The sequence below is a fragment of the Siminovitchia sp. FSL H7-0308 genome, assembly GCF_037980985.1.
Classification (GTDB): Bacteria; Bacillota; Bacilli; order Bacillales; family Bacillaceae_C; genus Siminovitchia; species Siminovitchia thermophila.
Genome location: NZ_CP150282.1, coordinates 1,623,522 through 1,641,495, shown reverse-complemented (window position 1 = coordinate 1,641,495; position 17,974 = coordinate 1,623,522). Strand labels below are relative to the sequence as shown.

The 17,974-nt window shown below is 42.9% G+C and carries 18 protein-coding genes; 4 read left to right on the top strand and 14 right to left on the bottom strand.

All coding sequences use genetic code 11. The features are described 5' to 3' along the window. Positions 1 to 19: 19 nt before the first annotated feature. Positions 20 to 709, bottom strand: a complete 690-nt coding sequence (locus MHB50_RS07735) for a CoA transferase subunit A (protein WP_077113508.1) — start codon at positions 707 to 709, stop codon at positions 20 to 22. 22 nt (positions 710 to 731) lie between these two features. Continuing rightward, positions 732 to 1,928 carry an acetyl-CoA C-acetyltransferase gene (locus MHB50_RS07730; RefSeq protein WP_339162999.1) on the bottom strand — a complete coding sequence of 399 codons (1,197 nt, stop codon included), beginning with the start codon at positions 1,926 to 1,928 and terminating at the stop codon, positions 732 to 734. 216 nt (positions 1,929 to 2,144) lie between these two features. On the opposite strand from MHB50_RS07730, the gene MHB50_RS07725 reads away from it, so the two are divergent. The 3 genes from MHB50_RS07725 to MHB50_RS07715 all read left to right on the top strand — a co-directional run bounded on the left by MHB50_RS07725 (position 2,145) and on the right by MHB50_RS07715 (position 4,936). Then, positions 2,145 to 2,801: a 5-bromo-4-chloroindolyl phosphate hydrolysis family protein gene (locus MHB50_RS07725; RefSeq protein ID WP_083717668.1), complete on the top strand. Its 657-nt coding sequence runs from the start codon at positions 2,145 to 2,147 to the stop codon at positions 2,799 to 2,801. After that, positions 2,794 to 3,972 carry a toxic anion resistance protein gene (locus tag MHB50_RS07720; protein ID WP_077113248.1) on the top strand — a complete coding sequence of 393 codons (1,179 nt, stop codon included), beginning with the start codon at positions 2,794 to 2,796 and terminating at the stop codon, positions 3,970 to 3,972. Before MHB50_RS07725 ends, MHB50_RS07720 begins: the two co-directional genes overlap by 8 nt. Before the next feature lie 61 nt (positions 3,973 to 4,033). Next, on the top strand, positions 4,034 to 4,936 hold the full coding sequence (locus tag MHB50_RS07715; protein WP_340085111.1) for a hydroxymethylglutaryl-CoA lyase: 903 nt from the start codon (positions 4,034 to 4,036) through the stop codon (positions 4,934 to 4,936). Between the two features lie 2 nt (positions 4,937 to 4,938). On the opposite strand, the gene MHB50_RS07710 is transcribed toward MHB50_RS07715, so the two are convergent. The 5 genes from MHB50_RS07710 to MHB50_RS07690 form a co-directional block, all read right to left on the bottom strand. Then, positions 4,939 to 5,259: an iron-sulfur cluster biosynthesis family protein gene (locus MHB50_RS07710; protein WP_339162993.1), complete on the bottom strand. Its 321-nt coding sequence runs from the start codon at positions 5,257 to 5,259 to the stop codon at positions 4,939 to 4,941. Positions 5,260 to 5,604: 345 nt separating this feature from the next. Then, positions 5,605 to 6,546 (bottom strand): hypothetical protein, encoded by a 942-nt coding sequence (locus tag MHB50_RS07705; RefSeq protein ID WP_339162991.1) that lies wholly within the window; start codon positions 6,544 to 6,546, stop codon positions 5,605 to 5,607. Beyond that, entirely contained in the window at positions 6,527 to 7,045 is a 519-nt protein-coding gene (locus MHB50_RS07700; RefSeq protein ID WP_077113245.1) for an RNA polymerase sigma factor, read from the bottom strand. Before MHB50_RS07700 ends, MHB50_RS07705 begins: the two co-directional genes overlap by 20 nt. A 55-nt stretch (positions 7,046 to 7,100) precedes the next feature. Continuing rightward, positions 7,101 to 7,433, bottom strand: coding sequence for a YolD-like family protein (locus MHB50_RS07695; RefSeq protein WP_339162990.1), 333 nt, complete (start codon positions 7,431 to 7,433; stop codon positions 7,101 to 7,103). 28 nt (positions 7,434 to 7,461) lie between these two features. Then, on the bottom strand, positions 7,462 to 8,724 hold the full coding sequence (locus tag MHB50_RS07690) for a UV damage repair protein UvrX (protein WP_077113244.1): 1,263 nt from the start codon (positions 8,722 to 8,724) through the stop codon (positions 7,462 to 7,464). Positions 8,725 to 9,071: 347 nt separating this feature from the next. Between MHB50_RS07690 and MHB50_RS07685 the strand changes: the two genes are divergently transcribed. Further along, positions 9,072 to 10,427, top strand: coding sequence for an aldehyde dehydrogenase (locus MHB50_RS07685; protein ID WP_077113242.1), 1,356 nt, complete (start codon positions 9,072 to 9,074; stop codon positions 10,425 to 10,427). A gap of 451 nt (positions 10,428 to 10,878) precedes the next feature. On the opposite strand, the gene fba is transcribed toward MHB50_RS07685, so the two are convergent. From fba to MHB50_RS07650, 7 genes are all read right to left on the bottom strand, one after another. Next, complete coding sequence (gene fba / locus MHB50_RS07680) at positions 10,879 to 11,748, bottom strand: class II fructose-1,6-bisphosphate aldolase (protein ID WP_340085110.1); 870 nt, start codon at positions 11,746 to 11,748, stop codon at positions 10,879 to 10,881. 319 nt (positions 11,749 to 12,067) lie between these two features. Continuing rightward, positions 12,068 to 13,027, bottom strand: coding sequence for a transketolase family protein (locus MHB50_RS07675; RefSeq protein WP_339162983.1), 960 nt, complete (start codon positions 13,025 to 13,027; stop codon positions 12,068 to 12,070). Between the two features lie 2 nt (positions 13,028 to 13,029). Further along, the gene (locus tag MHB50_RS07670) at positions 13,030 to 13,866 is read right to left on the bottom strand and encodes a transketolase (protein WP_077113239.1); all 837 of its coding nucleotides are present in this window, start codon (positions 13,864 to 13,866) and stop codon (positions 13,030 to 13,032) included. Between the two features lie 136 nt (positions 13,867 to 14,002). Next, positions 14,003 to 15,280 carry a TRAP transporter large permease gene (locus tag MHB50_RS07665; RefSeq protein WP_077113238.1) on the bottom strand — a complete coding sequence of 426 codons (1,278 nt, stop codon included), beginning with the start codon at positions 15,278 to 15,280 and terminating at the stop codon, positions 14,003 to 14,005. Positions 15,281 to 15,283: 3 nt separating this feature from the next. Beyond that, complete coding sequence (locus tag MHB50_RS07660; protein WP_077113237.1) at positions 15,284 to 15,772, bottom strand: TRAP transporter small permease; 489 nt, start codon at positions 15,770 to 15,772, stop codon at positions 15,284 to 15,286. A gap of 64 nt (positions 15,773 to 15,836) precedes the next feature. Next, on the bottom strand, positions 15,837 to 16,841 hold the full coding sequence (locus tag MHB50_RS07655; RefSeq protein ID WP_339162979.1) for a TRAP transporter substrate-binding protein: 1,005 nt from the start codon (positions 16,839 to 16,841) through the stop codon (positions 15,837 to 15,839). Positions 16,842 to 16,863: 22 nt separating this feature from the next. Then, positions 16,864 to 17,958, bottom strand: coding sequence for an NAD(P)-dependent alcohol dehydrogenase (locus MHB50_RS07650; protein ID WP_077113235.1), 1,095 nt, complete (start codon positions 17,956 to 17,958; stop codon positions 16,864 to 16,866). Positions 17,959 to 17,974 lie beyond the last annotated feature (16 nt).

Here is a 17,974-nt window from a genome sequence, read left to right as displayed (position 1 = left end):
CACGTATTCCTCCTTCTCCTTATGCTCTGATCGTTCTTCGTTCAATCCGCTTTTCAAGGCTTCCTTGGATAATGCCTTGTACGTAAATGCCAGGTGTATGAATACAATCGGGATCGAGATCGCCTATGTCAACGAGCGTTTCGACTTCAGCAATCGTTACTTTGCCCGCAGCGGCAATCATCGGATTGAAATTGCGTGCTGTTTTTCGGTAAACAAGATTTCCCATCTTGTCTCCTTTCCAAGCACTGACGAGACTGAAGTCTGCCGTTAACGCTTCTTCCAATACATACTCCTTTCCATTAAATATCCTGACTTCTTTTCCTTCCGCTACCGGAGTGCCGACGCCTGCAGGCGTATAAAAAGCCGGGATGCCCGCACCACCCGCACGAATTTTTTCTGCAAGCGTTCCCTGCGGTGTCAATTCCACCTCAATTTCACCAGCCAACACCTGGCGCTCAAATTCTTTATTCTCTCCCACATAAGAGCCGAAAATTTTTTTTATTTGTTTATTTTGCAAGAGAAGCCCAAGCCCCCAGTCATCGACTCCGCAGTTATTGGAGATAACCGTTAAATCTTTCGCTCCTTTTTCCACAAGGGCCAAAATAAGATTTTCGGGGATTCCGCACAGGCCAAACCCTCCAACCATCAATGTTGAACCATCCGTAATTTCGTCCACAGCGTCCCGAAATGATGTAAAAATCTTCTTCATGTCATTCTGTCCTCCTTTGTTGTTATTTTTGTGCTTCCAATTCAACAACCGTGGCTACTCCTTGGCCGCCGCCAATGCAAAGTGTGGCCAGCCCTCTTTCGGCTCCCCTTCTTTTCATTTCATGGATCAACGTTACAAGAATTCTTGCCCCGCTCGCTCCGATTGGATGGCCAAGGGCAATGGCTCCCCCGTTAACATTCAAGATAGAGCGATCAAACCGCAGCTCCCTGTCGACAGCCAGCGACTGGGCGGCAAATGCCTCATTCGCCTCGATCAAATGAATATCTTCCATGGCTAACCCCGCTTTTTGCAAAGCTTTTTTCACAGCCGATACAGGTCCAATCCCCATAATGCTCGGATCAACGGCCGCATTGGCGTTTGCCTTGATCGTTACTAGCGGCTCCATCCCAAGCTGCTCGGCTTTTTCCCTAGACATGACAACAACGGAAGCTGCTCCGTCATTAATTCCGGAAGAATTCCCGGCGGTAACGCTTCCATCTTTCTTAAAAGCAGGCCTTAATTTGCCAAGCGTTTCAACGGTTGTTCCTTTTCGCGGATATTCGTCCGTATCAAAAGCGACCGGCTCTCCTCTTCGTTGCGGAACCATAACGGGTACAATCTCTTCTTTGAACTTCCCTTCCTCAATGGCTCTTGAAGCTTTCTCCTGGCTTAATGCCGCAAACTCATCTTGTTCCTCACGTGTAATGTCATATTTGTCGCATAAGTTTTCGGCTGTAACCCCCATATGATAGTTGTTGAACACGCAGGTCAAACCATCGCTCGTCAAGCTGTCGATCAGCTTTTGATCCCCCATTTTGAATCCATCTCTTGCGTTTTTTAGTAAATAAGGAGCTTGTGACATGTTCTCCATGCCGCCAGCCACAACAATATCCGCTTCACCGGCTATGATCGCTTGGGCAGCCAAATGAATAGCTTTCAAGCCCGAGCCGCATACTTTATTAATCGTCATGGAAGAAACATTTTCAGGAATGCCCGCCTTCATCGCAGCTTGTCGTGCCGGATTTTGCCCCAATCCCGCTTGCAGTACATTCCCCATAATGACTTCATCAACATCTTCTGGTTTTACTCCGGCTCTGTTTATTGCTTCTTTAATTGTTGCCGCCCCCAATTCAGGCGCCGAAACATTTTTCAACGCTCCGTTAAAACTTCCAATTGCCGTGCGGACGGCACTGACAATCACGACATCTTTGTTGTTCATGCTTAAAGCCTCCTTTTTAAGCGATCTATCATGTTACCTTTTCGTGAAAGGTTGAAAAAATCCTCTTTTTATTTGGAAGGCCATCTAAAAATCTACATGTTTCCCGCTTTCAATGCTGCACGTTATTCCTTATAATAGAAGGGAATGAAACTTTTGTCGCAAATATACGTATAACATGACAGATATTAAGCAAGTAATGGACAGGAGTCGATACAATTGAGAGCTTTTTATTCTTTTCTCCTAGGAATGTTATCAGCCGGAGAAGCTTTTCTCATCTGGCTTATTTTATTTCTTGGCTTTGATTTTGCCTTTCTTCCGTCCGCCGGCATTTCTCTCTTGGCTGGCGCCTTGACATTTTTCAGTATAAAATGGATTTCCGACTATCGCTTTTTAAAGAAAAACCGATTAACGAGAAAAGAATACGCATATATACAGAAAAATCTGCATGAGGCGAAAAAGAAGGTTGGCCGTTTGCAAAAAGCGTTTTTCAGTGTCAGAACTTTGGGCGCCTTTAAACAACTGTATGAATTGAGCAAGCTTGTAAAACGGATGTATACCATTGTCCATAAAGATCCTCGCAGATTTTATCAATCGGAAAGATTCTTTTTTTACCATCTTGACTCTGTTGTGGAACTATCTGAGCGTTACGCCCAGCTTGCTGCACAGCCTGTAAAAAATGAACAAATATATCTTTCTTTAAAAGAAACACAAAGCACCCTCGAAGATTTAAGCGAATCAATCAAAAAGGATATTTACCAAGTTCTTTCTTCGGATGTGGATGATCTGCAGTTTGAACTGGATGTAGCACGCCATTCGTTAAAAAAACTCGAATACCACCCTCTCGATGATGAAAGGAGCACTAAGAATGAGTGAAGTAAATAAAGAAAAAGTCTTAAAAGATGAATTTACAAACGGGCTTGATGACTTGCTCGCCAACCCGTTTGGCGAGCAAGAGCTTGCCTTACAGCCCCAGGCTTCCGAACAAGAAACAGCGAAACCTGCAAAGCTGATAGAAGCCCTTCCGGAAGACAGCAAAAAAAGAGCCGTTGATCTGGCCAAACAGATTGATCCTGCCAACCACCAGGCGATCATTTCCTACGGAACACAGGCACAATCCCAGTTGTTAAACTTTTCAAGCTCCATGCTAGAGCATGTCCAAAATAAAGATATTGGTCCCATCGGCGATATCTTGAATGAGCTGATGGGCAAATTAAAGTCGGTCAATCCGGAAGAGTTGACGCCTGAGAAGAAAAATTTTTTCTCGAAAATGTTTGGCAAGATTTCCAACTCGATTCAGGAGGTTATGTCAAAATATCAAAAAACCGGGGCTCAAATAGACCGTATTTCGATTAAACTCAACCAATCGAAAGAGGTACTGCTCGATGATTTGAAAATGCTTGAACAGTTATATGAAAAAAACAAAGAATATTTTCATGCGCTGAACATCTTCATTGCCGCCGGCGAACTGAAACTTGAAGAAATCCGGAAGGAAACGATTCCCGCACTAAAGAAAAAGGCGGAGGCATCCGGAGACCAAATGGCCTTTCAGGATGTGAACGACATGATGCAATTTGCGGACCGTCTTGAAAAAAGACTGTACGATCTCAAGCTAAGCAGGCAGATCACGATTCAAAGCGCCCCGCAAATCCGCATGATTCAAAATACAAACCAGGCACTTGCCGAAAAAATCCAGACTTCCATCATGACAGCCATCCCGCTTTGGAAAAACCAGATTGCGATTGCGTTGTCGCTCATTCGCCAACGCCAGGCAGTGGAAGCTCAAAAACAAGTTTCGAAAACGACGAACGACCTGTTATTAAAAAATGCAGAGATGCTGAAGTCCAATACGATTGAAACCGCCCGTGAAAATGAACGTGGCCTAGTGGATATCGAAACATTAAAGAAAACACAGGCAAGCTTAATTTCCACGCTTGAAGAAACGATCAAAATCCAGCAGGAAGGCCGGTCAAAACGGGCACAAGCTGAGCAGGAACTATTGACAATGGAAAATGAATTAAAGCAAAAATTACTCAGCCTACAGTAATTTTTAACAAACAACACCGCCGGACATCATCAGTATTGTCCGGCTTTTATATTAAAAGGAGATGTTATCATTGAACTTTCCAAAAGAGGTTGTGATTATTGAAGTAGGCCCTCGTGACGGTCTGCAAAATGAACCGCAGTTTGTTGATACAGAGATCAAAAAAGCATTTATTCAAAAGCTGGCCGCGGCCGGGATCAAAGAAATGGAGCTTACTTCCTTCGTTTCTCCAAAATGGGTGCCGCAAATGAAAGATGCCGGGGAAATTGTCCAGTCCGCTCCCGAAGGAGTTCGCGGAATTGTGCTTGCACCCAATCGGAAAGGGATTGAGAGGGTGCTGAAAACATCTTGCAAATCAGTCGCCGTTTTTGTCGGCGTCAGCAATACGTTTAATAAGAAAAATATTAACAAGTCCACAAGAGAAAGTATGGCAGAATTACAACCGCTCATAGAGGAGCTAAAAGCAAAAAACTTCTTTGTCAGAGCATGTATTTCCACAGCTTTTTATTGCCCGTATGAAGGAAAGATTCAAGATGACGACACACTTGCACTTTGCCGGGAATTCGTTGCAGCCGGCGTTGATGAACTGAGTGTAGCCGATACAATTGGCATGGCTGCGCCACACGAGTCCTATTCTCTCTTTTCTCGATTAAAAGAGGCGTTGCCGGATGTTTTGCTTGCAGCCCACTTTCATGATACAAGAAAAATGGCGCTGGCCAATACATACGCAGCGCTTGAAGCCGGAGTAAACCGTTTTGATTCATCAGCCGGTGGCCTTGGCGGCTGTCCATTTGCACCGGGTGCAACCGGCAATGTGGCTACGGAAGATGTCGTGTATATGCTAGGTCGAATGGGCATTGAAACGTCCATTGATCTTGATAAACTCGTGGATGCGGTCGATACGGTTGCACCAGTGATTTCCAGACAGATCGACACGGGTTATTACCGTCTCTCCAAACAGGGATGAGATTAATCTAACAGGCTCATTCTGCCATTCAATATTTCATTTGGGCTTGTCAGCTGGAACGTATGGCTTTCATCCGAAAAATCGATTTCCATGTTTGAGTCTAAATAAATAAGTTTTGACTTCTCAATCACGAGCGGCATTTCATTCGTCTCAACAACCAATTCATCTTGGACCATTTCCCGCAATTTTTCAAATGTGAGCGCGGGAATGCCGCTCATCGTGCAGCCATCTGCTTCATACAGTAATTTTAATGCCAAGTCCCTGTCTCCGAGTTTGTCTTTGATTTTTTCTGCTGCTTTTTGAGTAATTGTAACCGTTATCATTCGATGCCGCCCTTTCATAAGTTTGTAGCTCGTTATTCTTCTAATGTGTTCCCTATAAGATATTATGACATTTTAGATGACGGTTTATGAGATGGAAAAAGCGAGCGCAAATCAAAGTGATAGCTCATGAACCGTACCGGGTTCCCGGAAAATTTCGAACTGATTGATGTGGGTAAAAACGTTTCGAAGCGATACAAGTACTTTCTTTATGCCGATGTTATGAATCGTGACGAAACACAGTAAGGACATTCGAGTTCCGCGTACGGGCTGAAAAAATGGCTGAAATAACAGCAAAAAAGCGAGAAGCACGTATGGGAATATTCGCTTCTCGTTTAGCTGCCCGTATCAATTTGTAAAAGGCTGTGTGCTATCTCCGTTGATTTTTAATACCCAAGTCCCTTTTTTGGGAAACGCCAAGTTTCCTTCATACAAATAAATCGGCTTGTTTGTTACAGCATCTATCCCCTTTCCCGTGTTAACAAACAGGGATTCATCTGCTAATGTTCCAGTATCATCCAACAACTGTACGCTCACTTTTTCTTGCTTCTCTCCCGTTCCCTCCATCACTATATTGTTTTTCTTGCCTATTGCCAGCTCTTTTGGAGAGTCAACAAGTGTAAAATGCTCCGTTGCCGGAAATGGGGGCAGCACTTCCAAAGTGAACTCTGCAAACAGCTTTTCGTCGATAAAAAAAGACAGTTTCCATGTTCCCTTCGTCGGGAATGGCTCAAACCTGGTTAAAGCGTGACCGTCTTCTCCGTACAAGCCATCTACGAGTTCCCCCCTTGCCAACATGATTTCCTGTTGACCGTTTGTCGCTGTCACTTCATACTTTTTCCCCGGAAGATCAGCCTGATCGTCCCAGAAATACAGCATTAATTTGGCAACTCTTCTTTCATCTTTTGCGACAAAATGGTCAAACGACTGCAAAATACCGACTCTTCCTTCAATGCCGATTGCCTCTTGAGATGCATCAGAAAATCGAAAGGGCTTTCCTTCCGCTACCTCTATTCCAATCTCCTGCTCAGCCTTGTCCATTGTCATTTCCCGGCTTTCCTCGATCTTATTTGTCACCGTGTCCCGTTGTTGGCCATTCAACTGAAATTGTGCCAAAGCGAGGACGATGATGACGGCAGACGCGAAAACAATGGATAATCCCGGTCTGAATTTCGGCTTCCGGACCTGCTCCCGATTCCGCAACTTTTGTAAAATATCCCGTCTTTGTTCCGTTGATAATGAATATTTAGGAAGGTTCTTTAGTTTCTCTTCAATCTGCTGTTCTCTCAAAGTAAAATCCCTCCTTTTCTAAAATATCTCTCAGCTTTTTCAATGCCCGGTGATATGTCACGTTCACTTTATTTCCGCTGCATTTTAAAATGTCGCTTGTCTCCTTTGAAGACAATTCCAAAATGCCCCGTAAAATGACGACCTCTTTATAAAACGGCGAAAGCTGCCGTATCGACTTGTAAAGTTGCTCATGCTCCTGATTTTTGATAACGAGCTCTTCCGATCCATTCGAGGAATGCGGCTCATTGGTTACATACTGTTTAATTCTATTCCAAACCTGGTTTCTTCGATATTTGTCAATGACCATATTCCTGGCAATGGAAATGAGCCATGTTTTTGGATGGGATTCTCCTTTAAATCTTGACATTTTTTTCATGGCAATCAGAAATGTCTCCTGGACATAATCTTCCACGTCACGGGAGCCTGTCAAATAAATCAAAAAGCTTGTAATATCCCTTTCATACATTTCAAACCACTGTTCTATGCAATCCTCTTTCACGCTTCCCCCTCCCCTCTTTATATTAGACGACCAAAAGACGAAAACATTACAGCCTTTATCCGATCAATTCTATATGTTCGATTTGCTTCAATAAAATCCGCTGTACATGACCAGATCGGTCCACGATCCGAAATTCTTTTTTTACAGAATCAAAATAATGAATTTTCCCGGCAATCTGTTTAGATTGGCGATGTGAAAAATAGGTAATGTTGACCTCTTTGGCAAACTCCATCGCTTCTTCCGCCGCTAGATTCAGTTGCTCCAGCTTCTGTTCATCCAATTGCCTTTTTGCATCCCACGTATCTTCTTTTGCCCATTCTCGGAGCATTTTGACATGCTCCGGAAGCATAAGAGAGTTCCACTTTATATTTCCCCGGTCCCGAATCATTTTCCTGCCCCCATTTCCATCACCATTGTCATGCTTTGTGCCCTCCAACAAGACCCGCTCTTATTCGTGTTGTCCCTGCTTCTGTGTAAGAAACTGCGCGAAGAAGCGAAGCAGTCCCGTGCCGGCGGCGAATATGATCCATCACATATCCCAGCTCCCTCTTTCGTATTTGATTCGGTTCAAACAAGTTAAGCTGATATGTGCCATGATCCGTCATATTGGAAAGCGCGATAGAAATCTGTCGGACCGACTTTCCATTATAATGGGCTTCAAACAAGTCAAGACATACCTTATACACAGTCATTGTGACGTTCGTCGGGTCCTCCACCGATTTCGAACGAAGAAACCCTCCTCCGAACTCTTTTTCACTATAACCGATCCCGAGGCTGATTGTCCTCCCCGCCTTTCCGTGCTCGCGGGCGCGCCGGGCCACCTCTTCACACATTTCCAGTATAACCGCGGCAATCTCATGCTTTTTCTTATAATCACGCAACAGTATTTGACTTTTTCCAAAGCTGATTTGCCCCGCCATCATTGGAGCGCCAAGCTCGGACAAATCAACACCCCATGCATGATAATAAAGCTGCGTCCCCATGATCCCGAATTTTTTCTCAAGCAAGGCCGGATTATAAGCCGCAAGCTGGCCCACGTTAAAAATCCCCATGTTGTTCAACGTTCTCTCCATCCTTCTCCCAATCCCCCATATTTTTCTGAGAGGAGACACTGTCCACAATTTTTTCGGCACATCTTCATATGTCCATTTTGCGATACCGGTTTTTTTCGCTTCCAAATCAAGACAAAGCTTGGACAAAAGCATATTAGGCCCTATGCCGATTGAACATGTAAGCTGAAATTCCCGAAATATTTCATCCCGAATTTTTTGAGCGACTGTCCAGGCATCCCCCCATAACTGCATCGTTCCATCCAATTTGAGGAAACTTTCATCCACACTATATACATGAATCGCTTCTTTTGGGACATACCGGTTCAACAAACGGGTAATTTCCATAGAGACTCGCAAATAAAGCGCCATTTTTGCCTCAACTCGCCGGATATTTTTATCTGTTGGAATTTCAAATAAACGAGAGCCCGTTTGAATGCCATAATCTTTTTTCAAGCGGGGGGAAGCCGCTAATACCACACTTCCGGGCTGTTGCAAATTCCCGACAACTGCCAAATAACATTCAAGAGGGTCAAGACCATGCATAACCGCGGCGCAGCTTGCATAAAAGCTCTTCATGTCGATGCACAAGATGTTGTGATGCGGCAGCATCCGATAGTCGATTTCCATGCTTCACCCTCCAAAACGGAACGTTTGTTCTATTATACGCATCATTGTAGACCAATAGACCCGCTTCTTCAATGGAATCTATTGCCAGGAAGCGAAAAGGCGTTGTTTAGCAGTGTAGTTCCAGCAAAGCAGAGGCCAGTGCTCCAAAAGTTTATTCCTGCATGTGCGGGGGGCGGATGCCGCAAACTCCTTCGGAAGGGCCCGCTACGGATAACCAAAACCAAACTATTGTTTGCAAAACAAGTCGTATATTATATCATTGGTATCAAGCATATAATTTGAAGCATGTTTTTTCGTATCATTTTAAAAAAAGCAAATTACTCCAGAATATATAAGGAGAGTGCCATATGGATTCATTTCTTGCGCTTATCAGCAGTCAACGGGATTTTTTCCGTACAGGGCAAACAAAAGATATACCTTTTCGTCTCCAGTCACTTCAAACATTCAGAAATGCCGTCAAGCTGTACGAAAAGGAACTTATGGCCGCACTTAAAGCAGACTTGAATAAATCCGAGTTCGAAGCATATACGACAGAGATCGGGATGATCTTAAAAGAACTCCGTTTCACGATGCGCCAACTCCGCTCTTGGACAAAACCGACTAAAGTGAAAACCCCCATCACCCATATTGGTTCCACAAGCTATATTTATCCTGAACCATACGGGACGGCGCTGATCATTTCTCCGTGGAATTATCCGTTCTTGCTTGCAGCCGCACCTTTAATTGGAGCAATTGCGGCAGGTAACTGCGCTGTTATCAAACCATCGGAGCTGACTCCGCGAACATCAGCCGTTTTTGCCAAAATGATCCAAGACGTTTTTCCAAGAAAATATATCGCGGTAGTGCAAGGCGGCGTGGAAACAAGTGAAGCTCTGCTCCGGGAAAAGTTTGACAAGATTTTTTTCACTGGAAGTGTGTCTGTTGGAAAAGTGGTCATGAAAGCTGCTGCCAGGCATCTTACCCCGGTAACACTGGAATTAGGTGGAAAAAGTCCTTGTATTGTTCATGAAGATGCCAATTTGAAACTGGCTGCCAAACGGATTGCTTGGGGGAAATTTACGAATGCTGGACAGACCTGTATCGCACCTGATTATGTATACGTCCATCAGCGAATCAAAGACAAGTTTTTAGGGCTTTTAAAAGAAGCTATTGATGAAATGTACAGTGGGCAAATGATCACACGGATTGTGAACGAAAAGCATTTCAACCGTCTTGTTTCCTTCCTTGATCAGGGAAGTGTTTTTACAGGCGGAAAGGCAAATCGGGAAAAGCTGTCCGTGGAGCCGACTATTCTGACAAACATTACGTGGGAAGATCCGATCATGAAAGAGGAAATTTTTGGTCCCATCCTCCCTGTTTTGGAATATGGGGAGTTGAACGAGGTGATAGAAGGAATTCATCAGCACCCGAATCCGCTTGCGCTGTATCTGTTTTCTAAAGGTTCCGAAACGAAAAAAGAAATAGTGAACTCCGTTTCTTTCGGGGGCGGCTGCATCAATGATACGATTTATCACTTTGCCAATCCCCATCTGCCTTTTGGCGGAGTCGGAACAAGCGGGATTGGATCATACCATGGAAAAAACAGCTTCGACGCTTTTTCCCATCAAAAAAGTGTCTTGAAGCAGACGAATTTATTTGATATCCCTTTTCGCTATCCCCATATGAAAAACGCGTTAAAGCGAATAAAGATGTTCCTAAAATAGATAGAATTTGAAAAAGACGCCCAGATAAAGGTGGAAGTCAAAAAAATTAATGCGTCTATCTGTAACGACTCATCCGTATCGAGATGGGCTATGGAATCAAGGATAAGAGTGAGGTTTCATTTGTTCACATGAACCAAAAAGTTAAAAACTTGCTGGAATAACATCCTGGAAATGAACTGGACAATCGGGCTGATATGCCCGATTTAATGCAGCATACGCAGTTGCTTCCCAATAGGCGGGAAAAGCAGAAATATCGTTCTTACTTAAGAGAATGGCAGGAAAGATGGTGCCGAATATTTGAGACCAAATGTTGAAGCTGAAAAAGCTGGATCAGAATCGGGAAGCAGTGGTGAGGCGATCACCCATCCCTTGTCGAGTTAAGCCTGAGCCCGGCACAATACCGGGTTCAGGATTGACAAGCCACTTTATGAAATGTTCGGTAGGAGCATTTTTAGACAGCCTCCGTTTGCGACGACCCGAAGTCACGCATTTTTCCGATGACTGTTTCTTTTATGGCTTCCCGTCCCGGGCCCATATATTTGCGCGGGTCATACACCTCTTTGTCCTTTTCTAATATGTCACGTATTTTCTTCGTCTGCATGATTTGGTTTTCTGTATTCACATTGATTTTGGCTGTTCCCAACGATATCGCCTTTTGAATATCTTTCAAAGGAATGCCTGTTCCACCATGCAAAACGAGCGGAACGCCGGTCAGGTTCATTACTTCTTCCATACGCTTAAAGCCAAGGTTCGGCTCTCCTTTGTATGGCCCGTGAACAGATCCAAGTGCGGGCGCAAAACAGTCCACCTTCGTCTCTTTTACCAACTTTTCGCATTCAGACGGAATCGCGTACATGGCTTCGGCATCATCAACAAGGACATCATCTTCTTGCCCGCCAATGCGGCCCAGTTCCGCTTCGACCGAAACACCGTGTATATGGGCAAGCTCCACCACTTTTTTTGTTAGGGAAATATTTTCCTCAAGCGGCAAATGAGAACCGTCAATCATAACGGAAGTAAATCCCGCGTGGATGGCTTCGGCGCATTTTTCAAAATTTGAGCCGTGATCTAAATGAATCGCGACAGGCACTGTTGTCCGATATTCTTCCATCAAAGCTTTTACCATAGATACTACTACTTTAAATCCGCCCATATATCTGGCCGCACCTTCAGAAACACCGAGAATGACTGGTGAATTTTCTTCTTCGGCAGCCTGTAAAATCGCTTGGGCATATTCCAAATTATTTACATTAAATTGACCAACTGCGTAATGACCGGCTTTCGCCGTATGAAGCATGGCTTTCATCGATACTAATGGCATACAAGCACTCCTTTATATAAGTGTCTATTTTAATCGTGCATCAACCTGGTCTCCTGCCTCTGGTGTTTTACTTTTTCGCCAAGATCAGGGGTAGAACCAGAACCGTTTTGATTTTTTTAAAACCGAAACTTGGCAGCCAAAAGCGTGGGAATGGGATGGGCAACTCCTTAGAATGGAGCGACTTTGCCATTCCTTTGCTTTACAAGCCCATAAATTGAATGGATTCACAAAATGAAATACCCTATAGTAAAAGATTGTACTTACGAACCTATGATTTTCCGCAAGTACAATCCTTTTTTAGCCTTCGTCTTTTTAACTGCTATTGACGGGCTTTTTTTAATGCTCTTTTTACCGTTTCCGCAATATGACTCTCTGAAATCCCATATTTTTCCAATAATTCTTGATTAGGCGCTGATTCAGAATTACGATCATTCACTCCCACACGCAACATAGGAACAGGCTTTTCTTCCACGAGGACTTCAGCAACTGCGCTGCCAAGCCCGCCGTAAATACTATGTTCCTCCGCCGTAACAATCACACCGGTTTTCTCAGCCGCTTTTACAATCGCCTCTTTATCTAACGGTTTAATCGTTGGCATATGTAAAACAGCAATGGACAAACCTTCAGCTTGTAATGACTCCGCCGCTTTTATGGCACGACTTGTTTGGGTGCCGGTTGAAATAATGGTCAAATCGCTTCCTTCTTTTAAAGAAACGGCTTTTCCCACTTGAAACTCGTAATCATCATTAAAAATGATCGGGTACGGATCACGAGCTAAACGAATATAAACAGGACCATTATATTGATGGGCAAATTCCATCATCTTCTTCACTTCTACACAGTCTGCTGGCGCAAGTACGGTCATATTTGCAAGCGAACGGAAAATGGCGATATCCTCCAAAGACTGATGTGTTTTCCCTGTGAGTCCCGTTAACAAACCGCTATAAGCACCAATCATTTTAACATCTAAATTCGGTTGAGCAATTTGCACTTGGATTTGATCAATGGCCCGCTTCGAAAGAAAGGCAGCAAATGTAACCGCCCAAGGCTGTAAGCCCGTTGCAGCCAGACCTGAACATACGCTTAACATGTTTTGTTCTGCAATGCCCATTTGTAGAAATTTTTCAGGGTTTTGTAAAGCTACCCCGTCTATCTTCGTAGAATTTGCTAAATCGCCGTCTACAACATACACTCTTTCATCTTCTTTGGACAATTTTAATATTGTTGCCCCAAAAATATCTCTCATTGTTTCTTTTCTATCAGACAATAAACTTGCCATTTTTATCCCTCCACACTCAATTCTTGTATCGCAGTTTCCAACTCTTCATCTGTGGGAACCCTTGAATGCCAAAGATAGGCATTTTCCATAAAACTTACCCCTTTTCCTTTCACTGTATGAGCAATAATGATGGTGGGCTTGCCTTTTATTTCTTTTGCTTTATTAAAAGCGGAAGCAATCTCCTCAAAGTCATGACCATCAATGTTAATTACATGCCAACCAAAAGCTTCCCAACGATTGCCCGGTTCATGGACAGGAACTTGCCGCGCGCCATCCTCTCCGTTCCAGCCAAATTGTTGCAGTTTATTATAGTCAAGAATCGCGACTAAATTATCCAATCCATATTTAGAGGCGACATCTGCCGCTTCCCATACCTGCCCTTCTTGTGATTCACCATCTCCAACCATGCAGTAAGTCCGGAAATCTTTATGTTGTAATTTTGCTCCCAGCGCAATTCCAACTGCCCCCGAAATTCCTTGCCCCAAAGAACCAGTGGACATATCCAACCCAGGGAGAGCATTCATGTCCGGATGGGCCTGCAATCTGGAATTCAATGAATCGAACGTTTTTAATTCTTCTAGGGGCATGTATCCTCTCAATGCCATGACAGTATATAAACCAATCGCTGAATGTCCTTTGGAAAGAACAAATCTGTCCCGGTCTTCATCTCTCGGATTGGATGGGTCAATTTTCATTTCGTTGAAATATAAATAAGTTAATACATCTATAGCGGATAAAGGTCCTCCTACATGCCCCGCTCCGGCGTAATGAACAGTTTCAAGAAGATGGCGTCTGGCAAGTTTTGCCTGATTCATTAATTCTTTCGTTGATAAAGTCATTTGAAAACTCTCCTTTTCATCTATTTAAAATTGGGTTAAGCGCTTTACCTAATAGGCGGGAGGAATTAATCAACTTCATTCCTCCCAGGCAACACATGTTACTGAATTTCTTGTGAGCGATAGTATACCGAGCTTATCATTCTAGTAAATTTGGTATAAATGTTGAAAGGGGCGGGAAAAAGGATATTACCAATACATCGATCACAAGTATCAATATTAATGGTAACGCCGCCCGGCCAATTCGTACAATCGAAACATTTGTAAGCTGCTGGGCTACAAATAAATCTATTCCAACCGGTGGAGTAACCAGCCCAATGGCAAGATTACATACCATGATCACTCCAAAATGGACAGGATCTATGCCAAATTCAACCGCCGTTCCTAAAAGAAGCGGGACTAATATTAAAATGGCCGCGCCACCATCCATAAACATTCCTATTAAAAGCAGGATAATGTTAACAATAATTAAAAACACATATTTATTGTCAATAAACCCGTTTATCAAATCAAATACTTCTCCGGGGGCGCCGGTCATGCCTAAATAATAAGCAAACAAGCCCGCAACACCTATAATGATCATAATAATGGAACTGCTAATGGCCGAACTTTTCAGCGCTTCTATTAACTTGATCAAATTAATTTCTCTATAAATAAACATGCCGACGATAAGGGAGTATACAACCGCCACTACCGAAGCCTCCGTAGGTGTAAAAACGCCGCTATATATTCCACCTAAGACGATAATGGGCATTAATAAAGCTAAAATGGCGCTTTTAAAAGCGATGAAAACCTCTTTAATGCTTTTTCTTTCTTCCCCGCGAATGCCATTTCTTTTTGAAATGATAAAAGCACTCACTAGAAGTGAAAGTGTAATAAGTATTCCTGGCAGTATTCCGGCAAGGAATAAATCCCCAATGGACACTTCTGCAGCTACCCCATACAAAATCATGGCAATGCTTGGAGGAATAATGATCCCGAGTGCTCCGGCAACAGCTTGGTTGGCCGCAGCATATTCAATCTTATAACCTCTTGCCACCATTGCCGGTATGAGGATCGATCCTATGGCAGCCGTGGTAGCCGCTCCAGATCCCGAAATGGCCGCGAAAAACATTGAAGTAACAATTGCTACCATCGCCAGCCCACCAGTGAGGTGACCTACTAAAGCACCTGCAAAATGGACTAATCTTTTGGATATGCCTGCTATCCCCATCAGATTTCCCGCCAAAATAAAAAACGGAATCGCCATTAATGGAAAGGAGTTCAGTGCTACAAATATTCTCTGAGGAACAACATTTAATGGTAATGTACCTTGAAAAAATATGCCTATACTTGTAGTTAAACCTAATGAAAAGGCTACTGGTACACCAATAAATAACAAAACTAACAAGATGATGATAAAAACGATAGCAAACATGGTTTACTCCTTTCCAACGAACTCTTCAAGCACACAAGCGATAGAATTTACTAATAATAAAATCGCCCCCAAAGGAATGCTTAGATAAACGTAAAACATTGATATTTTAATACCTGGTGCAATTTGATTGCCAAAGGCTTGCGCAAGTTCAAATCCAAAATAGATCAATATTCCATAAAAAACAGATGAAATGAGGTGAACCAACATTTTTATAATGGAGCTAACCTTGTCATTTAATCTTTCCAAAATCACTTCAACCGCAATTAGTTTTCCTTGTCTAAGCGCCAGCCCGGCGCCGATAAACACCAGAAATATCATTAAAAAGCGCGCTAACTCTTCTGACCACGATAATGAACTGCCAAGCACATATCGTGCAACCACTTGCCAAAATATTAATGCGGTCATTGTAGCCAATATGAACGCCAGTAAATATCCAAATACTTTGTTTATATAAGAACTAAGTGTTATATATTTTTTGGCGAAAGTATTCACATTACCATCTCCTCAAACATGGAGGAAAAGACCGTTTCGATCTTTTCCATCCATATATGCCAATTTAATAGTCCAAGTTTTGAACCTTTTTAATGATCTCCTCCCCAATTTGAGGTGCCCATTTTTTATAGACGGATTCTGTCTTTTTCTTAAATTGTTCTTTATCTGGTTCTGTAAATTGTATTCCATTTTCTTCTAAAAACTCTCTGGCTTCCTTGATTTTGTCTTCGTTGGCTTTCCTGCCAATAGGCTCAGTATGTTCGGCAGCTTGTACAATTGCATCCTGCTGTTCCTTTGTAAGACTGTCAAATTTTGCTTTGCTTATCGAAATAGGGGCTGGAGAGAATCTGTCTTCGAGAAGCGCGACATGGCTTTGTACTTCAAAAATTTTAGATGTTTGAATAGTGGCGAGCGAATTGGAATGTCCGTCGATAACACGCTGTTGTAATCCGGTAAATACTTCTGTCCAAGCCATAGGTGTCGCATCTGCTCCATATGCATTCCATGTATCGATTTGCAATTCATTTTCTTGCACACGGATTTTTAATCCATTTACATCTTCTACACTATTAATGGCGCTGTTTGACGAAGTGGCTACAAAGCCATTCTCAACCCACCCAAGTATTTTCACGTTTGCTTCCTCTTCGAATTTTTGAGACAATTCTTTACCAACTTCCCCTTCCAATGTTGCATATACATGCTCCCTGTTCTCAAATAAAAATGGCAGGTCAAACATGTTAAATTCCTTCACCCAGTTTCCCATTGGACCAGACGATTGAATAGACATATCAAGTGAGTTCATTCCCATTAATTCAAATACTTCTCTTTCCCCGCCGAGTTCATTGTTATAATGGATGGTAACGGTCATTTCACCATCAGTTAGCTCTTCTAATTTTTCTTTAAAAGCTTTGGCGGCTACGTCAAATTTTGCTCCCTCTGGCTCCGGAATACTTAGGCTTAATACCACTTTATCCGATTTTCCTTTTGCACTCTTCCCCGCTGAGTTGCCACAACCTGAAATCGTTAACAGTAAGATGAGACCAAATAATATGATTTTTGAAAATTTCATGATTTTTCCCCCTTGTGTGTATTCATGGATTTGGATATACCATTATTTTTAAGCTGTCCTTTTTGTTTTGATATGCTTTATTCATTGCTTCTTGAATGTCATCCATTGGAAATGTATCCGTTATCACATGCTCCACATCCCTGCCCATCTGATTCAGGATTTCAATGGCGGTTGGATATGTATTGATATAACGGTAAACTGAAATGAAGTTGATTTCATTCTGAAGCATTTGCGTTATATGCAGTGGAATTTGGTTTTTTGCCGGAAAACCAATAGCCACGACAGTTCCACCTCGTTTTGTTAAGGCAATGGCTGATTCGATTGCTTTTTCATTTCCAGATGTTTCAATGACTATATCAACGCCTGCCCCTTCTGTTAACCTGTTTACCTCCTGGGACACATCTGAGCTGCTAATATCAATTGCTTCAGTAGCCCCCAGTTTTTTGGCGGCATCAAGGCGCAGCGGTTCCATATCAGTAACAATTATGTTGCCGGCTCCATAGGCTTTGGCAGCAACGATGGCCATCAAACCGACAGGACCCATTCCGGTGATGAGCACAGTGGAATTTGGTTTTACATTTCCTCTATTCATCGCATGAATGCCTACTGATAACGGTTCCGCCAATGTTGCCACTTCAAAAGACATCGTATCAGGAATGTGGTATAGAAAATCTTCCCGATGACTCAAATATTGTACAAATGCGCCCTTTACAGGCGGTGTCGATAAAAATTGTACACTTGGGCATAAATTATATCTTCCCTCTTTACACCACTCACACGACATACAAGAAACACCCGGTTCAATCGCTACTCTATCCCCAACCTTGAAACGGGTTACATTTGCACCAACTGCAACGACAAGTCCTGAGCATTCATGTCCTTGAATATGCGGATATTGAACAACCCGCTCCCCAATATGACCATGGGCAAAGTAGTGAATATCAGAACCACAAATACCGACCGCTTGGACTTTTACAAGAACATCCCTATCTCCTATTTTCGGCAACTCCTGTTGAAAAATCTCCACCGTTGATTGTTTCGTTAAAAAGGCAGCATTCATATATTTTGGAAGGATATATTCCTTCGTTTCATTTTCTTTACGATTTGTTTTTGTCATGAAATCAACCCTCAAA